This window comes from Enterobacter cloacae complex sp. P18RS (genome assembly GCF_014982105.1).
Taxonomy (GTDB): Bacteria; Pseudomonadota; Gammaproteobacteria; order Enterobacterales; family Enterobacteriaceae; genus Enterobacter; species Enterobacter hormaechei_C.
The window spans coordinates 1-20,546 of the sequence record NZ_JADCKV010000047.1 but is presented as its reverse complement, the minus strand read 5'-3'; the positions used below and the strand labels follow the sequence as shown (position 1 = coordinate 20,546).

General features: G+C 46.1%; 19 protein-coding genes. 16 read left to right on the top strand and 3 right to left on the bottom strand.

What is annotated here, in order from left to right; translation table 11 throughout:
• Nucleotides 1-401 precede the first annotated feature (401 nt).
• On the top strand, nt 402-1,589 hold the full coding sequence (locus INF61_RS22470; protein ID WP_032610113.1) for a site-specific integrase: 1,188 nt from the start codon (nt 402-404) through the stop codon (nt 1,587-1,589).
• Between the two features lie 51 nt (nt 1,590-1,640).
• On the opposite strand, the gene INF61_RS22465 is transcribed toward INF61_RS22470, so the two are convergent.
• The 3 genes from INF61_RS22465 to INF61_RS22455 form a co-directional block, all read right to left on the bottom strand.
• Entirely contained in the window at nt 1,641-1,991 is a 351-nt protein-coding gene (locus INF61_RS22465; protein WP_032673100.1) for a hypothetical protein, read from the bottom strand.
• A gap of 75 nt (nt 1,992-2,066) precedes the next feature.
• Nucleotides 2,067-3,989, bottom strand: a complete 1,923-nt coding sequence (locus INF61_RS22460) for a DUF927 domain-containing protein (RefSeq protein WP_032610115.1) — start codon at nt 3,987-3,989, stop codon at nt 2,067-2,069.
• A 61-nt stretch (nt 3,990-4,050) separates the two neighbouring features.
• Nucleotides 4,051-5,487, bottom strand: a complete 1,437-nt coding sequence (locus INF61_RS22455; protein WP_223863123.1) for a tyrosine-type recombinase/integrase — start codon at nt 5,485-5,487, stop codon at nt 4,051-4,053.
• 494 nt (nt 5,488-5,981) lie between these two features.
• On the opposite strand from INF61_RS22455, the gene INF61_RS22450 reads away from it, so the two are divergent.
• The 15 genes from INF61_RS22450 (at nt 5,982) to INF61_RS22380 (ending at nt 20,485) form a co-directional block, all read left to right on the top strand.
• Complete coding sequence (locus tag INF61_RS22450; RefSeq protein WP_023337776.1) at nt 5,982-6,335, top strand: hypothetical protein; 354 nt, start codon at nt 5,982-5,984, stop codon at nt 6,333-6,335.
• Nucleotides 6,328-6,759: a hypothetical protein gene (locus tag INF61_RS22445; protein WP_050596928.1), complete on the top strand. Its 432-nt coding sequence runs from the start codon at nt 6,328-6,330 to the stop codon at nt 6,757-6,759. The genes INF61_RS22450 and INF61_RS22445 overlap by 8 nt, the downstream gene beginning before the upstream one ends.
• A gap of 47 nt (nt 6,760-6,806) precedes the next feature.
• On the top strand, nt 6,807-7,235 hold the full coding sequence (locus INF61_RS22440; protein WP_023337778.1) for a DUF2787 family protein: 429 nt from the start codon (nt 6,807-6,809) through the stop codon (nt 7,233-7,235).
• A 58-nt stretch (nt 7,236-7,293) separates the two neighbouring features.
• Nucleotides 7,294-7,758, top strand: coding sequence for a lecithin retinol acyltransferase family protein (locus INF61_RS22435; RefSeq protein ID WP_032610117.1), 465 nt, complete (start codon nt 7,294-7,296; stop codon nt 7,756-7,758).
• A complete protein-coding gene (locus INF61_RS22430) occupies nt 7,746-7,976 on the top strand; it encodes a DeoR family transcriptional regulator (RefSeq protein ID WP_157843390.1) in 231 nt (76 codons plus the stop codon). Before INF61_RS22435 ends, INF61_RS22430 begins: the two co-directional genes overlap by 13 nt.
• Nucleotides 7,977-8,053: 77 nt before the next feature.
• Nucleotides 8,054-8,437 carry a hypothetical protein gene (locus tag INF61_RS22425; protein ID WP_023337780.1) on the top strand — a complete coding sequence of 128 codons (384 nt, stop codon included), beginning with the start codon at nt 8,054-8,056 and terminating at the stop codon, nt 8,435-8,437.
• 143 nt (nt 8,438-8,580) lie between these two features.
• Nucleotides 8,581-9,330: a DUF3944 domain-containing protein gene (locus INF61_RS22420; RefSeq protein ID WP_032610118.1), complete on the top strand. Its 750-nt coding sequence runs from the start codon at nt 8,581-8,583 to the stop codon at nt 9,328-9,330.
• 102 nt (nt 9,331-9,432) lie between these two features.
• Entirely contained in the window at nt 9,433-10,146 is a 714-nt protein-coding gene (locus INF61_RS22415; protein ID WP_032610119.1) for a YafY family protein, read from the top strand.
• A gap of 58 nt (nt 10,147-10,204) precedes the next feature.
• Nucleotides 10,205-10,516 carry a hypothetical protein gene (locus INF61_RS22410; RefSeq protein WP_052215421.1) on the top strand — a complete coding sequence of 104 codons (312 nt, stop codon included), beginning with the start codon at nt 10,205-10,207 and terminating at the stop codon, nt 10,514-10,516.
• Between the two features lie 70 nt (nt 10,517-10,586).
• Nucleotides 10,587-12,455 (top strand): DUF262 domain-containing protein, encoded by a 1,869-nt coding sequence (locus tag INF61_RS22405; protein WP_223866199.1) that lies wholly within the window; start codon nt 10,587-10,589, stop codon nt 12,453-12,455.
• Nucleotides 12,456-12,658: 203 nt separating this feature from the next.
• On the top strand, nt 12,659-14,215 hold the full coding sequence (locus INF61_RS22400; protein ID WP_032673099.1) for a type I restriction-modification system subunit M: 1,557 nt from the start codon (nt 12,659-12,661) through the stop codon (nt 14,213-14,215).
• Nucleotides 14,212-15,435, top strand: coding sequence for a restriction endonuclease subunit S (locus INF61_RS22395; protein ID WP_126517225.1), 1,224 nt, complete (start codon nt 14,212-14,214; stop codon nt 15,433-15,435). Before INF61_RS22400 ends, INF61_RS22395 begins: the two co-directional genes overlap by 4 nt.
• A gap of 116 nt (nt 15,436-15,551) precedes the next feature.
• Nucleotides 15,552-18,668, top strand: coding sequence for an HsdR family type I site-specific deoxyribonuclease (locus INF61_RS22390; protein WP_032610122.1), 3,117 nt, complete (start codon nt 15,552-15,554; stop codon nt 18,666-18,668).
• 143 nt (nt 18,669-18,811) lie between these two features.
• A complete protein-coding gene (locus INF61_RS22385; RefSeq protein WP_032610123.1) occupies nt 18,812-19,366 on the top strand; it encodes a hypothetical protein in 555 nt (184 codons plus the stop codon).
• Between the two features lie 501 nt (nt 19,367-19,867).
• Nucleotides 19,868-20,485 (top strand): DUF2238 domain-containing protein, encoded by a 618-nt coding sequence (locus tag INF61_RS22380; protein ID WP_015572442.1) that lies wholly within the window; start codon nt 19,868-19,870, stop codon nt 20,483-20,485.
• The last annotated feature ends 61 nt before the right edge of the window (nt 20,486-20,546 follow it).

The window sequence follows — 20,546 nt, the reverse complement described above, 5'->3', positions numbered from 1 at the left end:
CCACATGATCATGAAATAAACCTACAACACCAAAATTAAAAAATGTAGCCCTATAAAAAACAACACCTACTAAATTAATGATTAATCATTAATGCAGAAGCATGCTCTCAAAATAAGCACATACTCTCCAATAAGGTATTTCTGGATAATGTCGCCCATATATGTAATTAAAATCAACCAAAGCACATATTATTTTTTTGAATACATCCCCCACCGGTATTTTTTCCATTAAGACCAGAAACAGACCGTAACACCTATTTTTGCGGCATTTCTCGCCTTCAATCATCTCAAGTAACACCAGCATCCCCTTCGCCACGCTAGAAAATCAACTTAGCCATTTACAACACCGTGCCGGGGATGGGTCAACCCTGACGTACTTAACACCAGTCACAGGAGGTAATATGTCCAGCCCGAAACGCTTCCGTTTTACTAATCAGCTCATTAAATCCCTGCCCCCTAACACATCAGATTCACACAGCACCGATGCCGAATACAGCGATACCGAGATTTCTGGCCTGAAGTGTCTGGTCAGCAAAGGGGAAGGACGTAAAAAATTTTTGCTCCGCTACCTCTATCATGGACGAAAACGCGCCATAGCTATTGGTCACTGGCCTGAGGTAGATGTCACCTTAGCCCGTAAGATTTCCATGGAGCATAAACGCTCACTTGCCACCGGAACTGACCCTAAGCAGGAACGTGAAAACAAGAGACAAGAAATGACATTCGATGAACTCTTTAACCAGCATTATCTGGTATGGGCAAAATCTGCAAAACGTAGCTGGGGAAAGGATTTCCAGCGCTACCGGGATCATATCCGTCCCGTCTTAGGTCTAATGCTACTGAGTGATATCACACCAGCCAGGATTCTTCGCCTCCAGCAGACGTTAAGCATTTCACTGTCAGCAGCAACCTGTAATCGTGTCATCGTACTGGTTAAAGCGGTATTTACCTGGGCAGGAAGGCGAGGCATTACCTCTATCCATCCGGCAAGAGTGGTACAGCTTCTCAGGGAGAACAACGCCCGACAGCGCTATTTCACCGAGGATGAAATTCGTCGTATTTTTCTCTCCGCCGATGATGATACCAGCACCGTCGCTGCATGCTATGTCAAACTGCTGTTACTGACCGGCCTTCGTCGTGATGAGCTGCGTCTGGCTAAGTGGGAGCATGTTGACCCGGTTAAACGCACCCTGTGGCTCCCTGAAACCAAGAATGGCTATGGACGGATTGTTCATCTTAACTCACTGGCGATGGACGTAATCAGAACGCTGCCAACACAGCGTGGAAATCCGTGGTTGTTTATCGGTAAAAAACAAGGAATGCCGCTGAACAATCCGGTCAAAGCCTTTCAGCGTATCGTGCGACGGGCGGGAATTTTCGACAAAGAAGTGTGTATTCATACCTGCCGCCATTCGGTTGCGGCGCTCATCGTTTCCCATGGTGGAACGCTGTATGACGTTCAGGCGCAGTTAGGTCATCGCAGTAGTCAGTCATCACAGCGTTATGCGCACCTTCATCCTCAGCGCTTACAAAACACCAGCCAACTTCTGGCGGAAAGGATAACAGCTCAGCTACCTTCTTTGCGATAACTGAAAAGCAGAGGCAAATGCCCCTGCTTTTTTTGAGGGTAAACTCATCAATCAGAATGGGATGTATTCATAAGCGGTCTCATCCTCATTACTTCTGGCAAGATATCGGGCTTTATTGCGAGCCTGATCGATTGATAGTGTTGGTAATTCGCCAAGATAATCATAACGAACGTTACCTTTGAAAATATAACTGGCAAAGAAACGAATCTTTTCATTCCGGTTAATCATTGCTTTTAATTCAGGATACTCACTGTCTGTCACTTCCCTACAGATACCATAGAAATTGCATTTAGCCTGCGTCATGATAAGACCATAAAGCGTAAATGGTGGACGAATAGTTTCACAGCCTGTAATAGCGCCAGGAAAAAAGTGAGTCTCATTTAATTCGCAGAATTCAGTCATGGGGTTCCCCTTCTGTTAATTTATTCAGAATAATAAGTTTAAAGATAAGTTAGTTAACTACATTCAGATAATGCTTTAAGAAAAATTCAAATCAACACTGATAAACTCCCGCTTAATATGGTAGTAACACTTATCCATACCAGTAAGAGGACGCTTTTTGTAATGCCCTTTACTTTCTACCCGAAGAAGTTTTCGGCATGCCAGCTCCTTAGCGACTTCTCGAGCGCTTAATGAATGTTTCTGGCACCACTCTTCAAATACAGGTGCGAAGATTAAAAAATCCTCATTAGTATGGTGGATATACCCCCAGTGGTTTCCGGGTTTACGGCTCTCACGATCTTTCAGGCCGATGAAATGTGCCCCTTCCCTTTTTACAAGATCACGCTGAATATCAATCAATGCTTGCTGGACCGGGTTATATTGCACAGAGGTATCACTCAGCCAACGAACAACTATTTCCCAGACGGCGGTCGCAATTCGTTCCGGAGAGTAAGGCAAGATACCCAGTTCCTGCGCCAGCAGACCTACAGCCATTACGAAAGAAAAGCGTCGAAGCGCACGGAGTTGAACATCCGTCAGGAGATACCCTTCATCAATCAGCTCAGCCAGAAGCAGGCCTTCACATTCTGATACCTTAGCTTTAACGGATTCATGTAACCATTGATAACTCACGGGAAGCCCCTCTTCATCAGTCTGAGAAAGCAGACTACGGAGAAAAGCGGGTCCAGCCGTCCCACAGAAGTGCTCAAGTCCCGACTTAAGTTTGTCAGCATGCTGACGAATAATTTCCGGCCCCTCTCCAGGGGCTCCGGCATCTTTCGGGAAAATCTGGAGATTGATAACCCGATGCTCATGACCGCCCTGCAGGTTTTGTTTTTTTTCTCGCAGCTTATGGGAAAATGATATCTCGCCGGAAGACACAAAGAACGAGTTCCACCTTAACGGTTCGCGCATCTCCTGCGTTTTATCCATACGAATTTTTGAGACACCGGATGTCAGGTTATAGATCAGGGAGGAAAGCTCTTTTCCAGAAAATGCTCCTAATTCATCAAGACATACCACGGTACCGGATTGTAAAGCAGCATGACTCTCGATACCGTTGCTCGTGGCATTCCACCGGGCAATGAGCGACGGGCCGTTACTTCCGGCATCTCCTCCATACCCGTGACACGATGCACTCAGTTGCAGCAGGATTGTTTTTCCTGTCGTGGAAAGACCATAGAAATGGAATATAGCAATATCCTGCCCGGCAAGCCCAAGCAAAGGGGATGCAAGAGAGAGCATGATGGCAAAAATTTGATAATCACCTTTTGCATGTTCAGCAATAAGTTCCTGCCACTGATCTAGCTCACCGTATTCCTTAATCCCTTCGGGGATACGCTTTACAGAAGCCGGGATAATATTTTCAAATCCGTCAAGGTCACAGAAAATAGGGGTTTTTCCGTGCAAAAAAGCGGCTTTCTTATCGATCATCCCCATAGATGGCGTCACCAGATAACACGGTAACTTCATATCCATGCACTTGAGAATGAATCTAATCAGTTCATTTTTACGAACAGGATCAATCGCAACGCCTCTGTGAGCGAGAGAGGCCATTACCCGATCAATATCGGCATACAGTTCATCCATTTTGATACGAATAGAAATAATCTTTCCAGCCTGATTCCTTGCAACAAGCAACAACTGCATATCAGACTGACTATCAGCAGAAAAGCATTTCGCATAAGGAAATACAGGTGTAAATGTAAACGGTACCGGGGCCTTACCTGAGAGTGAATAAAGCGCTTCTGCACTGGCTCCATAACCCTCCGGCAATCCCTCACGGAATACCATTTCGTTGATAACGGAAAGATCGATATCTTTATGTTGTGAAGCTTTTCTCAGCAGCTTCTTGACATCTGACCTGTCAGTTTTTTCACGATGCATATTTGACATAATTTTCGCGAGTGGTGAAAGCGCAGGTGGTAGCGTTGATAATGTTTTAGTTTCAATTGTCATTAATTCTGTCCTGTAAAATATATAACGGTATAAGCCATGTCCTGCTCTATGAATGTTTTCATTAAGTCATGTTTACAAGGTTCAAATCTGCCATCGCCCGGTTAACGGCTTCGTGGTAACGCGCCGGTGATGAGTGCAAGTAAAGTGACGTTACTTTGATCGTGCTGTGGCCCAGTAAGTCTTTGACGGTGTGAATGTCGGCCCCGCTCTCAATGAGCTTTGTCGCAAAGGTATGACGCATCTCATGGATGGTGAACGGTGGAATACCCGCAGCCTCACAAAGTCGTTTTTGCAGGCGACGCGGCTCAGCAACCGGATTGTCGGTCCCCTTGCCCGGAAATACCCAGCCTTCATCACCCAGATGCTGACGCTGTTCTGTCAGAAGAACGAACGCCTTATCACATACCGGTACACGGCGGAGTTTGCCGTTTTTGGTGTGGCGAAGAGTGATAACTTTGCGGCTCCAGTCCACATCCTCAAGGCGAAGATGACGGGTTTCCCCCAGACGCAGTCCCGTCAGGGCAAGGAACATGAGCAGAGCAAGGGCTTCATGATCGGGTTTACCATTACGCCAGCACTCACACACTTCCATCCAGCACTGAAGCTGGGAATCATCCATGGCGCGGCGATCTGACGTCACTTCAGGCAGCGCTTTGATATAAAGCGCCGGAGAGCGGTTGGTGTATCCCATGCGTATAGCCCAGGTAAACACCGCTTTAATGAGCGCCAGATGGCGGTTGCGGGTGGCTGGCTTGAGATCGAGAGCATACAGATAGCTCAGAATATCCGCCTCCGTCATACCTGCCAGCTTTTTGTCACCGAGAAGAGGGCGCAGGTATTTACGGATCTTAGAAAGGTCGGTGTTAGCTGAACGCTTAACGCCCGTGCTGAGTACGCTTTTCTCATACTCATCCACAAGCTCATTAAACGTCATTTTACTGTGAGTAAGAAAACGCTCACCGTAAGCCTCAACGGCGGTCTTGAGCTCCTGAATTATTTTAAAGGCATGCTCCCTTGCATCTTTAATTGAAATTTCCGGGTAGCCTCCTACGGCAACGTAGATATTCTTTCCGCGAATACTTTTGCGGACAATAAATTTAATGCGACCTGATGGATAGAATATTGCCTTAAGTCCGGTTAACTTCTTATCGCTGGTCTCGATTGTTTGTGCAGCTTGTACTGCACGGATTTTATATTCATCAAAAAGGGCTTTAGTAAAAACACCTCCAGTATTTTTAGGTGCAACCCCTGGATATTCTACAACATCAGATACTCCAGAGTCGGAATACCCCTGAGCTTCCACATCTACATTGAAGGAATTTTTATGAGCAGCTGTGATGCTCTTTTCATCCAGCACTTGTGTTATTTTATTTAAAGGGTAATTAACATTCATAATATGTACATGGTCCTCTGAAAATTCAGATGATAATGAGTAATTTAATATGTCGGCCAACAATGGGATAAGCTTATTTATTCGTGGCATCACTTTCAAGCCCATGAAAAATCAGCTCTTACATGCCCATTGACATTTAATACTCAAGTCAGAAAGACCATGATGATTCATCAGGAGTACTCCTGCTCAGGGAAAAGGGAAAATAGCGTTAAACCCTATAAAAAAATTGTGTTCCGGATGCATCGCCCAAAGTAAGTCAACTTTTGAGGCCCTGAAATAAGAAAATGGTAATAGACCCCACCGATTTTCGACTAAAAAACAACCCAATAAGGCATTTAAAATTAATGCTATTTAAATCAATAGATTAAAGTGATGATTTTGACAATATGCAGCCCAACTTAAGGGTAAATCAACCTTTCAACAATCAAAACCACACTCCATTAATTTTTATTATTGTGACAATCATCACATTTTACACCTGCGGGTGCTTTGATTTTGTACATTCACAAAGCTCACCAACCCCAACGACTATGAACGTAAAAAACCTCTTTTTATGCACATATTATTTCCATGTAAATCAATTCATTATGGAGATAATCATGTTCAAGCTCACGACACCCACCAGTCTTCCCCTTCTCAACCTGCCCGCCTCCGCACTGGCGGCCCTCAGCAATGAAATTCTTGGCCCCGTAGATGATATCGACCTGTTTACTGCTTTCTGGAACGAAACAAGAACCCTGCTCTGGCATCTCAACCACGACGACACTCTCCCCGAAGACCCGCTGCTGGCAGTGGCACTGGCTAACCCGGAATACGTCACCGCACTTGATGATGGCTGGTATCTCCTGCTCGGTATCGTCTGCGATAACGGACAGGGTATCTATCTGGTGTTCCCGGACACGACCGTTATCACTCAACTCCAGAACCTGATTGAGGCGCTGAACCATGAGTAAGAAAAAAGTCGCTACCGAAGCCGCCGTCACCGAAAGCTATACCGTGTTCTACGGGGGTGAAGCCGAGAAAATCAGTCCATACAGTAAGGGACTGCTGACGTATGAGCTGGGTAAGGAGGATGAAACCGGAAGCCTTGCCCTGCGTTTAACCGCCAATGGCGAAGGGGGCCTGTTCTCCCGTGAATGGATAGCGCTTGATGCGATTCACGCCATTCTGGAACAGCAGCCAGACAGCTTTCCGTCCCGTGTATTTCGCCCACTGTTTGGTCAGGGCAGCACCAATAACGCAGGGTTTCTTGCCGCTGTGCTCAGAAGTCCGGATATCTGCCTTATCGAAGCGGACAGCAGCAGACTCTTTATGCACCGTTGTTATGCCGACTGGCAACATCGTATGACGCAGCTTGCTGCGCTCAGTCAGGACTAATCCTCACTTTTTCTGTGTTCCGTTAATCCAAAATCAGGATATTCACTATGTCATCACCCGCAATATTGCAGGGCGGCTATGTGCTGCCTGTCTCCCGGTCATTCACCCAAATGCTTCTGGATATCGTCGCGCAAAAACCGCCTCATCGTCACCCCATCACCGGATTAACCATTAACTTTCGTGACCCTGAATACTCACCGGAAACGGGCGGCTGGCATCCGGTCGAAATACGCCTCACCTCTGCCGGAGAAGACTGGCAGCTCGATTACGTCACCGACTTTCACTATGCAGGGTATCCGTGGCCTGAACTTGAAAAAGATGTCGATGTGAGCTGGACGCATCAATACACGTGGCTTTCCCGCTGTGGCGATATCTCTCATATCGACGCCCGTGAGTTCTGGTCGCTATGGGAAAGTAACTTTATGGCTTACCACGATATGGGGGTTTTCACGGTCCGTACGTTGTGGGAAAGCTGAGTGTTCACTACGTTTCCCACGCATCCCCCCTCTCCCCCGTAGTAAGGAACTGAATGTTATGTACCGGCTTCTGCTGCTGAACTTCGTGGATTCATTTATCGATAACTGCATTCTGTCCTGCGTCGATGAACCGGCTTACGGCGGTATCGTGCAGTGCGAACTGCTTTTTGGCCTTGCCGCACACAGCGGTATCTATGTGGGTAATGGCAACATTGTTCATCTTGACGGTGACGGCATCGTTATCAGAAGTCAGGCCAGCGAGTTTCTTGACCGGCTCGATGGCTGGAACTCCGCTATCTCGGTGTATACCGACTGTATGGATTTAACTCCACAGGGCTGTACGCAGGCCGCTGAACGGGCAAAGGCGGCAGTGGGTCAGCGCTATACCTACAGCCTGCTGGATTTTAACTGCCACCGGTTTACTGCCCGCTGCGTTACCGGCAATTCATGCCCTGATATCTGGCTTGCCAGACACCTCGATAGATTTCAGAAAGGGGACCGATGGCGCGTATGGCAACGATGAATGTTAATCGTCGCAGGCAACACACTACCGGACAGGGAGAACGGCTTATCCGGCTGACCATGGCCCTGTTTTACGGTCAGACAATATCTGTTCGCTACATCATCCGGCAGTTTGACGTGTCTCCCCGTACAGCAAGACGGGACCTCACCCATCTGGCCTTTGTGCTGGAATCCGCTGGCCCTCACCTCTGGCGACTCTCTCCCTCTCTTAAACCCTGACTTTTTTCTCTGCCGGACATCTCCTGACCACCCCGTATGGCAGGCTGTCTCCGCTTTTCAATCCATAAGGGAACATGATGAAAATTTTAAAACTGTTAACCGCCACAATTCTGCTTTCAGCCTTCAGCCACAGCGCGTTCGCCGACGAGCAGGCTGACGCTCAGATGATAACCAACTCGACCTTCTGCGCGATGTACTCCACCCGCCTGACCCAGACCAGTGACAGCGGCCTTCAGGTAAAAGGCGTTAATCTCAATGCCCGCTTCAACGGCTCGGTATTCAACAAGGTACTTCAGGTGATGAACAAAACCTATGGCAGAACCTGGCTCGAATCAAATGCCCGTAACGGCAGCATGACCGCCATGCAGCTTTCGCAGTCGGAGCTGCTCTATAACCCCGAGTATGCCCGGCAGTGCGATGCCTTTGCGGATAAAGTGGAAAAGGAATGGCGCGGAAAGTAATCCCGACGCGTTATACCTCCATCCGGTGAACAGAAACCTGCTTTCGGGCAGGTTTTTTTTTACTTTTTTGTTTTTCAGGCGGACAAACCCTGTCCGGGGGCTTCCTTAAACTGTCAGGTCCAATATCTGCAATGAGGTGAAATATGGCTACCTACCGACACGACCCTGACCTTGAGTTTCTGCGCCACTGTCATCGTGACGATCTGGATTTACTGGTTTCTGTGCTTATCTGCGATCCGAAAGACGGACTGGCACGCATCACGGAAACGCTGACCTACGATCCTCAGTATAAAAAACACAAACCCAACCACCCGCGCTACTGGGATGCCATTGCCGCCGAGGTTCAGACGTTTGGGGCAAACAGCTTTGCCACGCTGCTCCGCTGGGGTAAAGGGGTGCTGTACCGGGAAATTCTTACCGATGCCTGCGATAAAATGAAGGTGAACTACAACAGCAAATCCAGTGTTGAAACCATTGAAATGAATCTGCTGATGAAGATCCTGGAGAAAAGCCTTGAGAAGATGACACCCGCTCAGCTAAAGACCGTGGCGGAAGAATTGCAGACAGGCTACAGCAATCCCACGCCGGAGCTGCTGACCATGGCAATCCAGGCGGGGATTAAAACATCCGGGTTTGCGGCCTATCAGATGGCACTTGTTGTCACAAATGGTGTGGCGAAAGCCCTGTTAGGCAGAGGGCTGACCGTTGCAGGAAATGCCATGCTGACGCGTACCATGGGCGCTTTTGCCGGTCCCGTGGGCTGGGTGCTCAGTTCTCTCTGGCTGCTGATTGATTTAGCCGGTCCCGCATACCGGGTGACGCTACCATCCTGCATTTTTATTGCCTACATGCGCCAGAAGCATCTTTATTCACCTGAGAATACTGACGTTTAGCACTTACATTTAAGGTATTCAGACTTTAAAAAACTTCAGAGGGCGGACAAATCCTGTCCGCTACTGCTGGCATTATTTCCCGGCTAAATTCGGAAATGATGTATGACGCTGATAACACAAGAAAACGAACATGACAGACTGGCAACCCGCCTTTCCATCATCCTGAGCCGTTTGTTTCAGGGTGAAAAGCTGCATATCGGGACGCTGGCAGAGGAATTTGGAGTGACGACGCGAACGCTGCGACGGGATTTTAACGTCCGCCTCACCTATCTTGATATTGAACAGAACAACGGCGTATATCAGCTCGCTTCGCATTACTTTCGTCGCCGCACGGAACGGGATATGAAGATACTGGCGAGACTGCTGCATCTTGACCGTCTGTTACCCGCGATGGATGCCAAACTGCTGAGCCTTCTGCTTGACGGGGAGCACCCTTCACCCTACAGGATTATGCTACCGGAGCCGCACCAGAAACCCACGCTCTTTGGTGATTTCAGCAGACTGACGCTCGCCATACTTAACCAGACCCAGGTGCGTATCAGAACCGACGAAAACGTCAGCCATACCGTTCATCCCTACCGTCTGCTTTGCAGCCATGCGGAGTGGTTTCTTGCCGGATGTACGTCATCGGGCGTGTTCGTTATTTCCCTGTCCCGAATCAGGCTGGTTGAGGTATTACCGGATACAACGTTTGAGATCGATAACACACTCATTTCGCTGATTGAACAGTCTGACTTTATGGAAGCCTTACCCCACATGAACATTATTCATCAGATAATGCATTACGGGAGAAAACAGACGAATAATCGTAATTAAAATCACAACATATTATTAGTGATGATTAAATCACATTAACATGATAAGTGAGAAAGTTATGATTATCGATAAAGAATACGCACTTGTAGATGCAACAGCAAGACTTAACACTGACCTGAGGGATTATGAACATGAAATAAACAACGCCGCCATTATAACATTTGGCAATGACCTCATTGAGGTAATCGTATATCAGTTCAGCTTTATCATCAGCATCAGGGCAGAGGGTGAAAAAATAAAGCACGGCCTACTTGTTAACTTCGGTAAAAATATAGCAAGACAGGCTTCATCACTTTGTGCATCCGCAATGCGAGTCTACCCGAATGAAAAACACAAACCGAGCCGTCAGCTTTTCCATTGCATAAATTAGTTTGTGCAAAGACTGTACTACCGACACGCAATAAATTAAAATAGGCCAGCTAATATAACATATGAGGTTTATGATGGCTGGCCAGTATGAAAAAGCAATAACGATAAAACAAGCGATAGATTCAATTAATTTACGCCACTATCTTCTGCCTGCAATTCAGAGGAAGTTCGTCTGGAACAGCAGTCAAATATGTTTGCTGTTTGATTCCATCATGCGAGACTACCCGATAAACTCTTTCATGATGTGGGATATCCGTAGTGCCAGTATTAAAAATGATTACAAATTCTATGAATTCCTGAAAGAATACTGTCAGCGATTTAATGAAGAAAACCCCTGCGTAGCAACAAATGCTGGATTTCATGATTTCAAGGCGGTGATTGATGGTCAGCAGCGTCTCACATCATTATATATTGGATTGTGTGGAACGTATGCGTATAAACAGCCCCGGGTGTGGTGGCCTTCGGCACAGGATGATCGCATCCTGCCGCCAAGAAAGCTTTACGTCGATTTAACAGCGCCACTTAATTCAGACGATGAGCTCATGATGAAGTATAACTTCAGGTTCCTGACCGACAAGCAATACACTGATTCACTTACAGACAACAAACATCACTGGTTCTGCCTGCACGAAATATTCAAATACGAGCAGTATGATTCCCCGGATGATATTTTATTTAACGTTGTCGTACCAGAACTTGAAAAAAGAGGACTCATTTCCAGTGAGTTTTCCAGAAAAACTCTGCTTAAACTTTATACCAAGATAAGAACTGAGAATCTTATCCACTACTTCAATGAGAGCAGTCAGGACATTGATCATGTGCTGGATGTTTTCATCCGCACGAACAGCGGGGGGACAAAACTTGAGTTCTCCGACTTACTGATGTCAATAGCGGTAGCGCACTGGCAGGGTGATTTCAGAAGAGAACTGGATGAACTGACAAAAAACATTTATCAGAATAATGAAATGGGGTTTTATATTGAAAGAGACTGGTTCTTAAAAACCAGCCTGATGCTTATTGACTCTGACGTCCGGTTCAAAGTAAAAAACTTCACTTCAGAGGAGGTCGGTAAGATACAACAGCAATGGTCTGAAATAAAATCCTGTATCAAGGAGACCTTTATTCTTATCAGGCGATTCGGCATCAATCCACAGTCTTTGATATCTAAAAATGCAGTCATTCCTGTGGTCTACTGGCTTTACAAAAAGCAAACCAGTGGACATCCATTATATACAACGATTAATCTCCTGAATAAGAACCACAATGAACGCTCAGTAATTAGCCAGTGGTTTTACATGGTACTTCTGAAAGGGATCTTTGGAAGCCAGGCCGATGCGCTACTCACGAGCATCAGAGATGTAATGAAAAATAGTCTTTCAGATATTCATTTTCCTCTTGAGAAGATTATTGACAGATATAAAGGCTCGAATAAGGACCTCAGATTTGACGACGAATACATCGAAAGCCTTCTCAATATCAGATATGGCGAAGGTCGTTGCCGCGCACTATTGCATCTTCTGTTCCCTGAAATGAATCCGACCGAGGTGTTTCATATTGATCACCTTCACCCAAGAAATCATTTTTCAAAGAAATATCTTGAAAAATTAGATTATGTTGCGAACTCACCAGAGAACCTCAGCTTTTATGAAAATCCGGAATACTGGGACACCATACCGAATCTTCATTTACTGAATCACTCTCAGAATATAAGTAAACAGGATACTTCCCTGAAACAATGGCTATCTCAGCCATCAAACAACTATTCGCCATCAATGCTGTTAGTTTCAGATGAAAATATTGAGTTCATTCGCTTCCCGGAATTCTACAATGAGCGAAGAAACGCCCTGAAGCAAAGACTACTGAATCGGGTATTTCTTACAACAAAAATAGATTCATCACCATCCACAATGGATACGGATGAAGAAATTCTCACCGACTGAACGTTCAGCCCCGATAGTATTGGGGCTTCAGTATTTATCGTCAGCACAACGTTTCTACTGGCCTGACTGAAAGAGCGTTGGCTACACAACCGGGAAAACGAACTCTCAGTGAAACGTATGACATACAAAGCCTGTCATCAATATGAAATTGCGATAAAATCGGGCCAATAACAGTACTTAAGAATCATACAACAGGATACAAAATGACAAGCCTTCAGCAGCGTGCCGAGCTACACCGTCAAATCTGGGCCATTGCCAATGATGTCAGAGGCTCCGTAGACGGATGGGATTTTAAACAGTATGTACTCGGTGCACTTTTCTATCGCTTCATCAGTGAGAATTTTTCCAGCTACATGGAAGCAGGGGATGAGAGCATACATTATGCAGCACTTGATGACAGCATCATTACCGATGACATCAAAGATGATGCCATCAGGACTAAAGGCTATTTCATCTACCCGAGCCAGCTGTTCTGCAACGTTGCAGCTAAAGCTAACACCAACGACAGGCTGAATGCTGATTTAAACAGTATCTTCGTCGCTATTGAAAGCTCTGCCTACGGCTATCCGTCTGAGGCCGACATCAAAGGTCTCTTTGCCGATTTCGATACGACCAGCAATCGACTGGGGAACACAGTCAAAGACAAAAACACCCGTCTTGCCGCCGTTCTCAAAGGCGTTGAGGGGCTAAAACTGGGGAATTTTAACGAGCACCAGATTGACCTGTTTGGTGATGCCTACGAGTTCCTGATTTCTAACTATGCGGCAAATGCCGGTAAGTCTGGCGGGGAGTTCTTCACACCTCAGCACGTCTCTAAGCTGATTGCTCAGCTTGCGATGCACGGTCAGACTCACGTCAACAAAATCTATGACCCTGCAGCTGGCTCCGGTTCACTGCTGCTTCAGGCGAAAAAACACTTTGATAACCATATCATTGAAGAAGGTTTTTATGGTCAGGAGATAAATCATACAACCTTTAACCTGGCGCGTATGAACATGTTCCTACATAACATCAACTACGACAAATTTGATATCAGACTGGGGAATACCCTGACTGAGCCTCACTTTGTCGATGAAAAACCGTTTGATGCGATTGTCTCTAACCCGCCGTACTCGGTTAAGTGGATTGGCAGTGACGACCCGACCCTGATTAACGATGAGCGCTTTGCTCCGGCTGGCGTACTGGCCCCGAAATCAAAAGCGGACTTTGCATTTGTCCTACATGCGCTGAACTACCTGTCTGCTAAAGGGCGTGCAGCAATAGTTTGCTTCCCCGGTATTTTCTACCGTGGCGGTGCAGAGCAGAAAATCCGCCAGTACCTGGTCGACAATAACTATGTTGAAACGGTGATTTCTCTGGCACCGAATCTGTTCTTCGGCACCACCATTGCCGTTAACATTCTGGTGATGTCAAAGCACAAAACAGATACCCGCGTTCAGTTTATTGATGCCAGCGGGTTGTTTAAGAAAGAAACCAATAACAATATCCTGACTGATGGTCATATCGAAAAGATTATGCAGGTCTTTGCCAGCAAAGCAGATATTGACCACCTCGCGAAAACAATCCCTTATGAAACAGTATCCGCCAATGACTATAACCTGTCAGTCAGCAGCTACGTCGAAGCCATGGATACCCGCGAAATTGTAGATATTGCAGTGCTGAATGCCGAGCTAAAAACTACCGTCAGCAAAATCGATCAGTTGCGCAAAGACATTGATACGATTGTGGCCCAAATTGAAGACAATGAGGCACGGGCATGAGCGAGTTAAGTTATCTGGAAAAACTGCTGGATGGCGCTGAGGTTGAGTGGCTGCCACTCGGTGTTTTAGGTGAGCTTGTTCGTGGAAATGGCTTACCAAAAACTGATTTTACTGAGGCAGGTATTCCTGCTATTCACTATGGTCAGATTTATACCTTTTATGGCCTTTCAACAGAAACCACAAAGTCCTTTGTTTCACAAGATACAGCTAAAAAGCTGAAAAAAGTAAATACTGGCGATGTAGTGATCACTAATACAAGTGAAAATCTTGAAGATGTCGGTAAAGCCCTGGTTTATCTTGGTAAAGAGCAAGCTGTCACCGGCGGCCATGCGACAATATTTAAGCCCAGGGAAGGTATTATTGGAAAATACTTTGCTTATTTCACCCAGACAAATTCATTTTACAATGAAAAAAGAAAGTACTCAAAAGGGACAAAAGTAATTGATGTTTCCGCATCAGATATGGCAAAAATAATCATCCCCATACCTTGCCCCAACAATCCAGAAAAGTCTCTTGCTATCCAGTTAGAAATTGTCCGGATTCTGGATAAGTTTACTGCACTTACAGCTGAGCTTACAGCTGAGCTTACAGCTGAGCTTAATATGCGAAAAAAACAGTACAACTACTATCGCGACCAGTTGCTGAGTTTTGATGAGGATGAAGTTGAGTGGAAGATGCTGGGAGATCTAGGGGAAAATCTGGATTCGAAAAGGAAACCCATTACCAGCGGTCTGAGGGAAGCCGGAAGTATTCCTTATTATGGCGCTTCTGGAATTGTCGATTATGTTAAAGATTACATTTTTGATGGTGATTTTTTACTGATTTCTGAAGATGGCGCAAATTTGTTAGCCCGCAATACGCCTATAGCATTTAGTATCAGTGGTAAGTCTTGGGTAAACAATCATGCACATGTGATTAAATTCGATTCCTATGCAGAACGAAGGTACGTGGAGTACTATCTGAATAGCATTGATTTAGCCCCCTATATTTCCGGAGCAGCGCAACCAAAACTAAATAAGAAAAATTTAGAGAGCATACGTATTCCAAATCCTTCACCTGAAGATAAAGAGCGAATAGTTTCTATTCTGGACAAATTTGATGCGCTAACAAACTCCATCAACGAAGGCCTTCCTCGTGAAATCGAGCTACGTCAAAAGCAGTACGAGTACTATCGTGACTTGCTGTTCAGCTTCCCGAGACCAGAAACCGCCAGCAACTGACGGACCATTGATACCGGCAGGGTTTGTTCTCACCCGCCCGGTATCAGGCTTTACGAATGCCGGAAGACGCTTCTGATATCCTTCCGGACTTTGCCAGATGACGCACAGGATGCACCATGACACAACAGACACACACCATTGCTGAATCAAATAACTTTATCGTCCTTGATAAATACACCAAAGTTCTGGATACCGGTGACAGCTACCAGAGCGAATCGGACCTTGAGCGGGAGCTGATTCAGGACCTTCTTAATCAGGGGTATGAGTTTATCTCCGTTAAGTCACCGACTGCGATGCTGGCGAATGTGCGGGACCAACTTCAGCGTCTTAATGGTGTGGTGTTTAACGAAAGTGAATGGCGGCGTTTCGCAGAGCAGTATCTCGACAGCCCCAGTGACAGCAGCCTGGACAAAACCCGTAAAATCCATATCGACTATATCTGTGATTTCACGTTTGATGACGGTCGTCTGGAAAACATCTATCTGATAGATAAAAAGAACCTGCTGCGCAATAAGGTGCAGGTCATTCAGCAATTTGAGCAGACTGGCTCACACGCTAACCGTTATGACGTCACCATTCTGGTCAACGGCCTTCCACTGGTGCAAATCGAACTCAAAAAACGCGGTGTGGCGATTCATGAAGCCTTTAACCAGATACACCGTTACAGCAAGGAAAGCTTTAACAGCGATAACTCCCTGTTTAAATACCTGCAACTCTTCGTGATTTCCAACGGGACTGATACCCGGTACTTTGCCAGTACCACTAAGCGGGATAAAAACAGCTTTGATTTCACCATGAACTGGGCAAAGTCGGATAACACTCTGATTAAGGACCTCAAGGACTTTACCGCCACTTTCTTCCAGAAGCATACTCTGCTGAATGTTCTGTTTAATTACAGCGTGTTTGACAGCAGCCAGACGCTGCTCGTCATGCGCCCCTATCAGATTGCTGCCACTGAGCGAATCCTCTGGAAAATCAACAGCTCTTTTAAAGCGAAGAACTGGTCAAAACCCGAAAGCGGTGGATTTATCTGGCATACCACAGGGTCAGGAAAAACCCTGACCAGCTTTAAGGCCGCACGTCTGGCTACGGAACTGGACTTTATTGATAAAGTCTTCTTCGTGGTCGACAGGAAAGACCTCGATTACCAGACCATGAAGGAGTATCAGCGCTTCTCTCCGGACAGTGTCAATGGTTCCGATAATACAGCAGGCCTCAGAAGAAACCTGGATAAGGACGATAACAAAATCATCGTCACAACCATTCAGAAACTCAATAACCTGATGAAAGCCGAAGCTGACCTGCCCGTCTATCAGCAGCAGGTGGTGTTTATCTTTGATGAGTGTCACCGCAGCCAGTTTGGTGAGGCCCAGAAAAACCTCAAGAAAAAATTCAGACGCTTTTATCAGTTTGGTTTTACCGGTACGCCTATTTTCCCGGAAAATGCACTGGGGGCAGAAACCACCGCCAGCGTCTTCGGGCGTGAATTACATTCTTACGTAATTACTGATGCGATTCGTGATGAAAAAGTGCTGAAGTTTAAGGTGGACTATAACGATGTCCGCCCACAGTTTAAGTCTCTTGAAACGGAAACAGACGAGAAAAAACTCAGCGCGGCTGAAAACCAACAGGCATTTTTGCACCCCCTGCGTATCCAGGAAATAACGCAATACATTCTCAATAACTTCCGGCAGAAAACGCACCGAACCTTCCCGGGAGCTAAGGGCTTTAACGCCATGTTAGCAGTTAGCAGCGTGGACGCGGCGAAAGCTTATTACACGACGTTTAAAATGCTACAGGAAGAAGCAGAGAAGAAATCTGGCAGCTATAAATGCCTTCGGGTGGCAACCATCTTCTCCTTTGCTGCAAATGAAGAGCAAAGCGCCATTGGTGATATTACTGACGAAAGCTTTGATACCAGCGCGATGAACAGTAGTGCGAAGGAATTTCTGGATGCAGCCATTGATGACTACAACAACCACTTTAAAACCAATTTCAGCACCGACAGTAACGGCTTCCAGAACTACTACCGCGATTTAGCTCAACGAGTGAAAAATCAGGATATCGACCTTCTCATCGTGGTGGGAATGTTCTTAACCGGCTTTGATGCCCCGACGCTTAACACTCTTTTCGTTGACAAAAACCTCCGTTATCACGGCCTGATGCAGGCATTTTCCCGCACAAACCGTATCTATGATGCCACCAAAACCTTCGGCAATATCGTGACTTTCAGGGACCTGGAGCGTCCGACCATTGATGCCATCACACTTTTTGGCGACAAAAACACCAAGAATGTGGTACTGGAAAAAAGCTACGAAGAGTACATGCAGGGCTTTACCGATGCGGCAACCGGTGAGGCTAAACGAGGTTTTATGGCTGTTGTTTCGGAGCTGGAGCAGCGCTTCCCTGACCCTGCTAGTATCGACAGTGAAAAAGAGAAAAAAGCCTTCGTCAAACTGTTTGGTGAATATTTGCGGGCAGAAAACATCCTGCAAAACTATGATGAATTTGCCACGCTGAAAGCCCTGCAGAAGGTTGATATTAGTGACCCGGAAGCGGTAGAAACCTTTAAAGCAGAGCACTATGTGGATGATGAAAAATTTGCTGAATTACAAACCATTCGTCTCCCGGCAGAACGTAAAGTTCAGGACTATCGCTCAGCATACAATGATATCCGGGACTGGCAGCGACGCGAAAAAGCAGCAAACGACAGGGATAAATCAACCACAGACTGGGATGACGTGGTGTTTGAAATTGACCTGCTCAAGTCGCAGGAAATTAACCTGGACTACATTCTTGGCCTGATTTTCGACCACAACAGAGAGAAAAAAGGTAAAGAAGCCCTGACTGAAGAGGTCAGACGCTTAATCCGGTCAAGTCTGGGCAACCGTGCCAAAGAAGGTCTGATTGTTGACTTTATTCAGCAAACTAACCTTGATGACATGCCGGACAAGGCCAGTATCATTGATGCATTCTTTACCTATGCTCAGCGTGAACAGCAGCGGGAAGCGGAAGCGTTGATTAAGGAAGAAAACCTCAATGAAGAGGCTGCAAGGCGTTACATCCGCACATCACTCAAACGGGAGTATGCTACCGAAAATGGCACTGAGCTAAATGAGACGCTACCAAAGCTCAGTCCGCTGAATCCTCAGTACAAAACGAAAAAGCAGACTGTATTCCAGAAAATTGGTGCCTTTATAGATAAATTCAAAGGTGTTGGCGGAAATATTTAGTAATATACACAATGGAAATAATTTGAGGCTCTTTTTACCGCGATTGCTCTGTTCTCTCAAATCGGATTAAGTAGCCTCAGCGTGTTCTTTGGCTGCTGCATGTTGGTAGCAGCAAGTAGCAGTAAGACATTGAGATGAAATAAATGATAAGAATCAGGCTCGTCACTCTCACTTCTCTGGTAGTTGCATTCGCACTGACAGGCTGCAATGAGTCAGACATCGACAAAATAACGTTAATTGGGAAAGACAAAAGTGCCCTTGAGAGCCAGTACCACGCACTCTTTGAGAAACGAACTCCAAACATCGAAGCATTCGCGCTGTTTGAAAAAATAACACCTGAAAGTAAAGAACCGCATACCACCGGTGGTTTAATTGATGGAAAAGTAGAGTCGAGCATGACGACAAAGGTTGGCAAATACACCTTCATGCAACTCGATGAAATGCTGTCGAAGGAGTACGGTAAGCCAGTAGCAACCAAAGATCAGGTGTTGGATGTGACAGCGTTAGATGGTCTAGATTGTGCTAAAACCATGTCATGCGCAGCAGGTAAGTATTATGAAATCTTCCGTGGTAAGGAACGGCTGATCATGATGATTAACGGCACCGGATTCATGAATAATGAAGAGGGTGTGACGTTACTGACCTTCACCGACAAACATTTAAAAATGGCACGTCTGGAAGAGGACAATAGAAAATAATTGGCACTTCCTTAGTTTTTTTGCTCCGTAAAGCACCCCATAAAATCATGATGGTTTAAGGTTCCAATGGAGAAAATTCTATCAAACATGTTCTTATTCCAATTACAACCAAATCAAGATTAGATCCGATGGTTCAAAATCAACGAGAAAAACTCTGTTATGCTGCATCACCCATTCAGTGGATATCTTATCCACATGGTAGCTTTCTGGTAGTTGATGTATGTTTTTTTTTGAACAAGATAAGTAATTCGCTTAACTCATATGGATTTTTCAGCAAGGTCTTCCTTACGAGAATTGTAGTTAATAAGAATTATGTTCTTTCTTTGGCCATTTTTAAAAGGGATTGAAAATCCCCGTGTCCTTGGTTCGATTCCGAGTCCGGGCACCACTATTTAAAGAACCCAGCCTACGGCTGGGTTTTTGCTTTTCTGTATCCGCTACGCATTGAATTTTCCCTTCTGTCAGGTAATAGTGATTTTTTCCCCTGACAATGAAAATGATATGACCTTATCTGCTTTAAAAGTCGGGTCACTGCTCCTGCTGTTGATCCTGTTTTATACCGGCCTGTTCACGAGCGATCGCATCACCTGGCTGATGGAGGTGACGCCCGTCATTATCATCATCCCACTTCTGCTTGCCACGCACCGGCGATACCCCCTGACTCCCCTTCTCTATACCTTGATTTTCTTCCACGCCATCATTCTGATGGTTGGTGGTATGTACACCTATGCAAAGGTTCCGGTTGGTTTTGAGGTTCAGGAGATGCTCGGGCTTAGCCGAAATCCGTATGACAAGCTCGGTCACTTCTTCCAGGGGCTGGTTCCCGCACTGGCAGCGCGAGAAATTCTGCTGCGCGGTGGGTATGTTCGTGGACATAAGATGACGGGATTTCTGGTGTGCTGTGTTGCTCTGGCCATTAGCGCCACCTATGAACTCATTGAGTGGTGGGCAGCTTTGGCAATGGGACAGGGTGCGGATGATTTTCTGGGGACGCAGGGCGATCCATGGGATACCCAGTCAGATATGTTTTGCGCGCTGCTTGGTGCGTTAACGACGGTGCTGATCCTTGGGCGTTTCCATCAGCGGCAATTGCTTCGTTTGAATGTTTGTCAGGGATAGTACGCTCTGAGTTGCCGGGTGACGGCTTCGCCTTACCCGGCCTGCCGTTTTTCAACAAACA

Excerpts from the sequence above, each read along its gene's own strand:
- INF61_RS22470 (WP_032610113.1), top strand. The coding sequence starts at position 402 with ATGTCCAGCCCGAAACGCTTCCGTTTTACTAATCAGCTCATTAAATCC.
- INF61_RS22465 (WP_032673100.1), bottom strand. The coding sequence starts at position 1,991 with ATGACTGAATTCTGCGAATTAAATGAGACTCACTTTTTTCCTGGCGCT.
- INF61_RS22460 (WP_032610115.1), bottom strand. The coding sequence starts at position 3,989 with ATGACAATTGAAACTAAAACATTATCAACGCTACCACCTGCGCTTTCA.
- INF61_RS22455 (WP_223863123.1), bottom strand. The coding sequence starts at position 5,487 with ATGGGCTTGAAAGTGATGCCACGAATAAATAAGCTTATCCCATTGTTG.
- INF61_RS22450 (WP_023337776.1), top strand. The coding sequence starts at position 5,982 with ATGTTCAAGCTCACGACACCCACCAGTCTTCCCCTTCTCAACCTGCCC.
- INF61_RS22445 (WP_050596928.1), top strand. The coding sequence starts at position 6,328 with ATGAGTAAGAAAAAAGTCGCTACCGAAGCCGCCGTCACCGAAAGCTAT.
- INF61_RS22440 (WP_023337778.1), top strand. The coding sequence starts at position 6,807 with ATGTCATCACCCGCAATATTGCAGGGCGGCTATGTGCTGCCTGTCTCC.
- INF61_RS22435 (WP_032610117.1), top strand. The coding sequence starts at position 7,294 with ATGTACCGGCTTCTGCTGCTGAACTTCGTGGATTCATTTATCGATAAC.
- INF61_RS22430 (WP_157843390.1), top strand. The coding sequence starts at position 7,746 with ATGGCAACGATGAATGTTAATCGTCGCAGGCAACACACTACCGGACAG.
- INF61_RS22425 (WP_023337780.1), top strand. The coding sequence starts at position 8,054 with ATGAAAATTTTAAAACTGTTAACCGCCACAATTCTGCTTTCAGCCTTC.
- INF61_RS22420 (WP_032610118.1), top strand. The coding sequence starts at position 8,581 with ATGGCTACCTACCGACACGACCCTGACCTTGAGTTTCTGCGCCACTGT.
- INF61_RS22415 (WP_032610119.1), top strand. The coding sequence starts at position 9,433 with ATGACGCTGATAACACAAGAAAACGAACATGACAGACTGGCAACCCGC.
- INF61_RS22410 (WP_052215421.1), top strand. The coding sequence starts at position 10,205 with ATGATTATCGATAAAGAATACGCACTTGTAGATGCAACAGCAAGACTT.
- INF61_RS22405 (WP_223866199.1), top strand. The coding sequence starts at position 10,587 with ATGATGGCTGGCCAGTATGAAAAAGCAATAACGATAAAACAAGCGATA.
- INF61_RS22400 (WP_032673099.1), top strand. The coding sequence starts at position 12,659 with ATGACAAGCCTTCAGCAGCGTGCCGAGCTACACCGTCAAATCTGGGCC.
- INF61_RS22395 (WP_126517225.1), top strand. The coding sequence starts at position 14,212 with ATGAGCGAGTTAAGTTATCTGGAAAAACTGCTGGATGGCGCTGAGGTT.
- INF61_RS22390 (WP_032610122.1), top strand. The coding sequence starts at position 15,552 with ATGACACAACAGACACACACCATTGCTGAATCAAATAACTTTATCGTC.
- INF61_RS22385 (WP_032610123.1), top strand. The coding sequence starts at position 18,812 with ATGATAAGAATCAGGCTCGTCACTCTCACTTCTCTGGTAGTTGCATTC.
- INF61_RS22380 (WP_015572442.1), top strand. The coding sequence starts at position 19,868 with ATGACCTTATCTGCTTTAAAAGTCGGGTCACTGCTCCTGCTGTTGATC.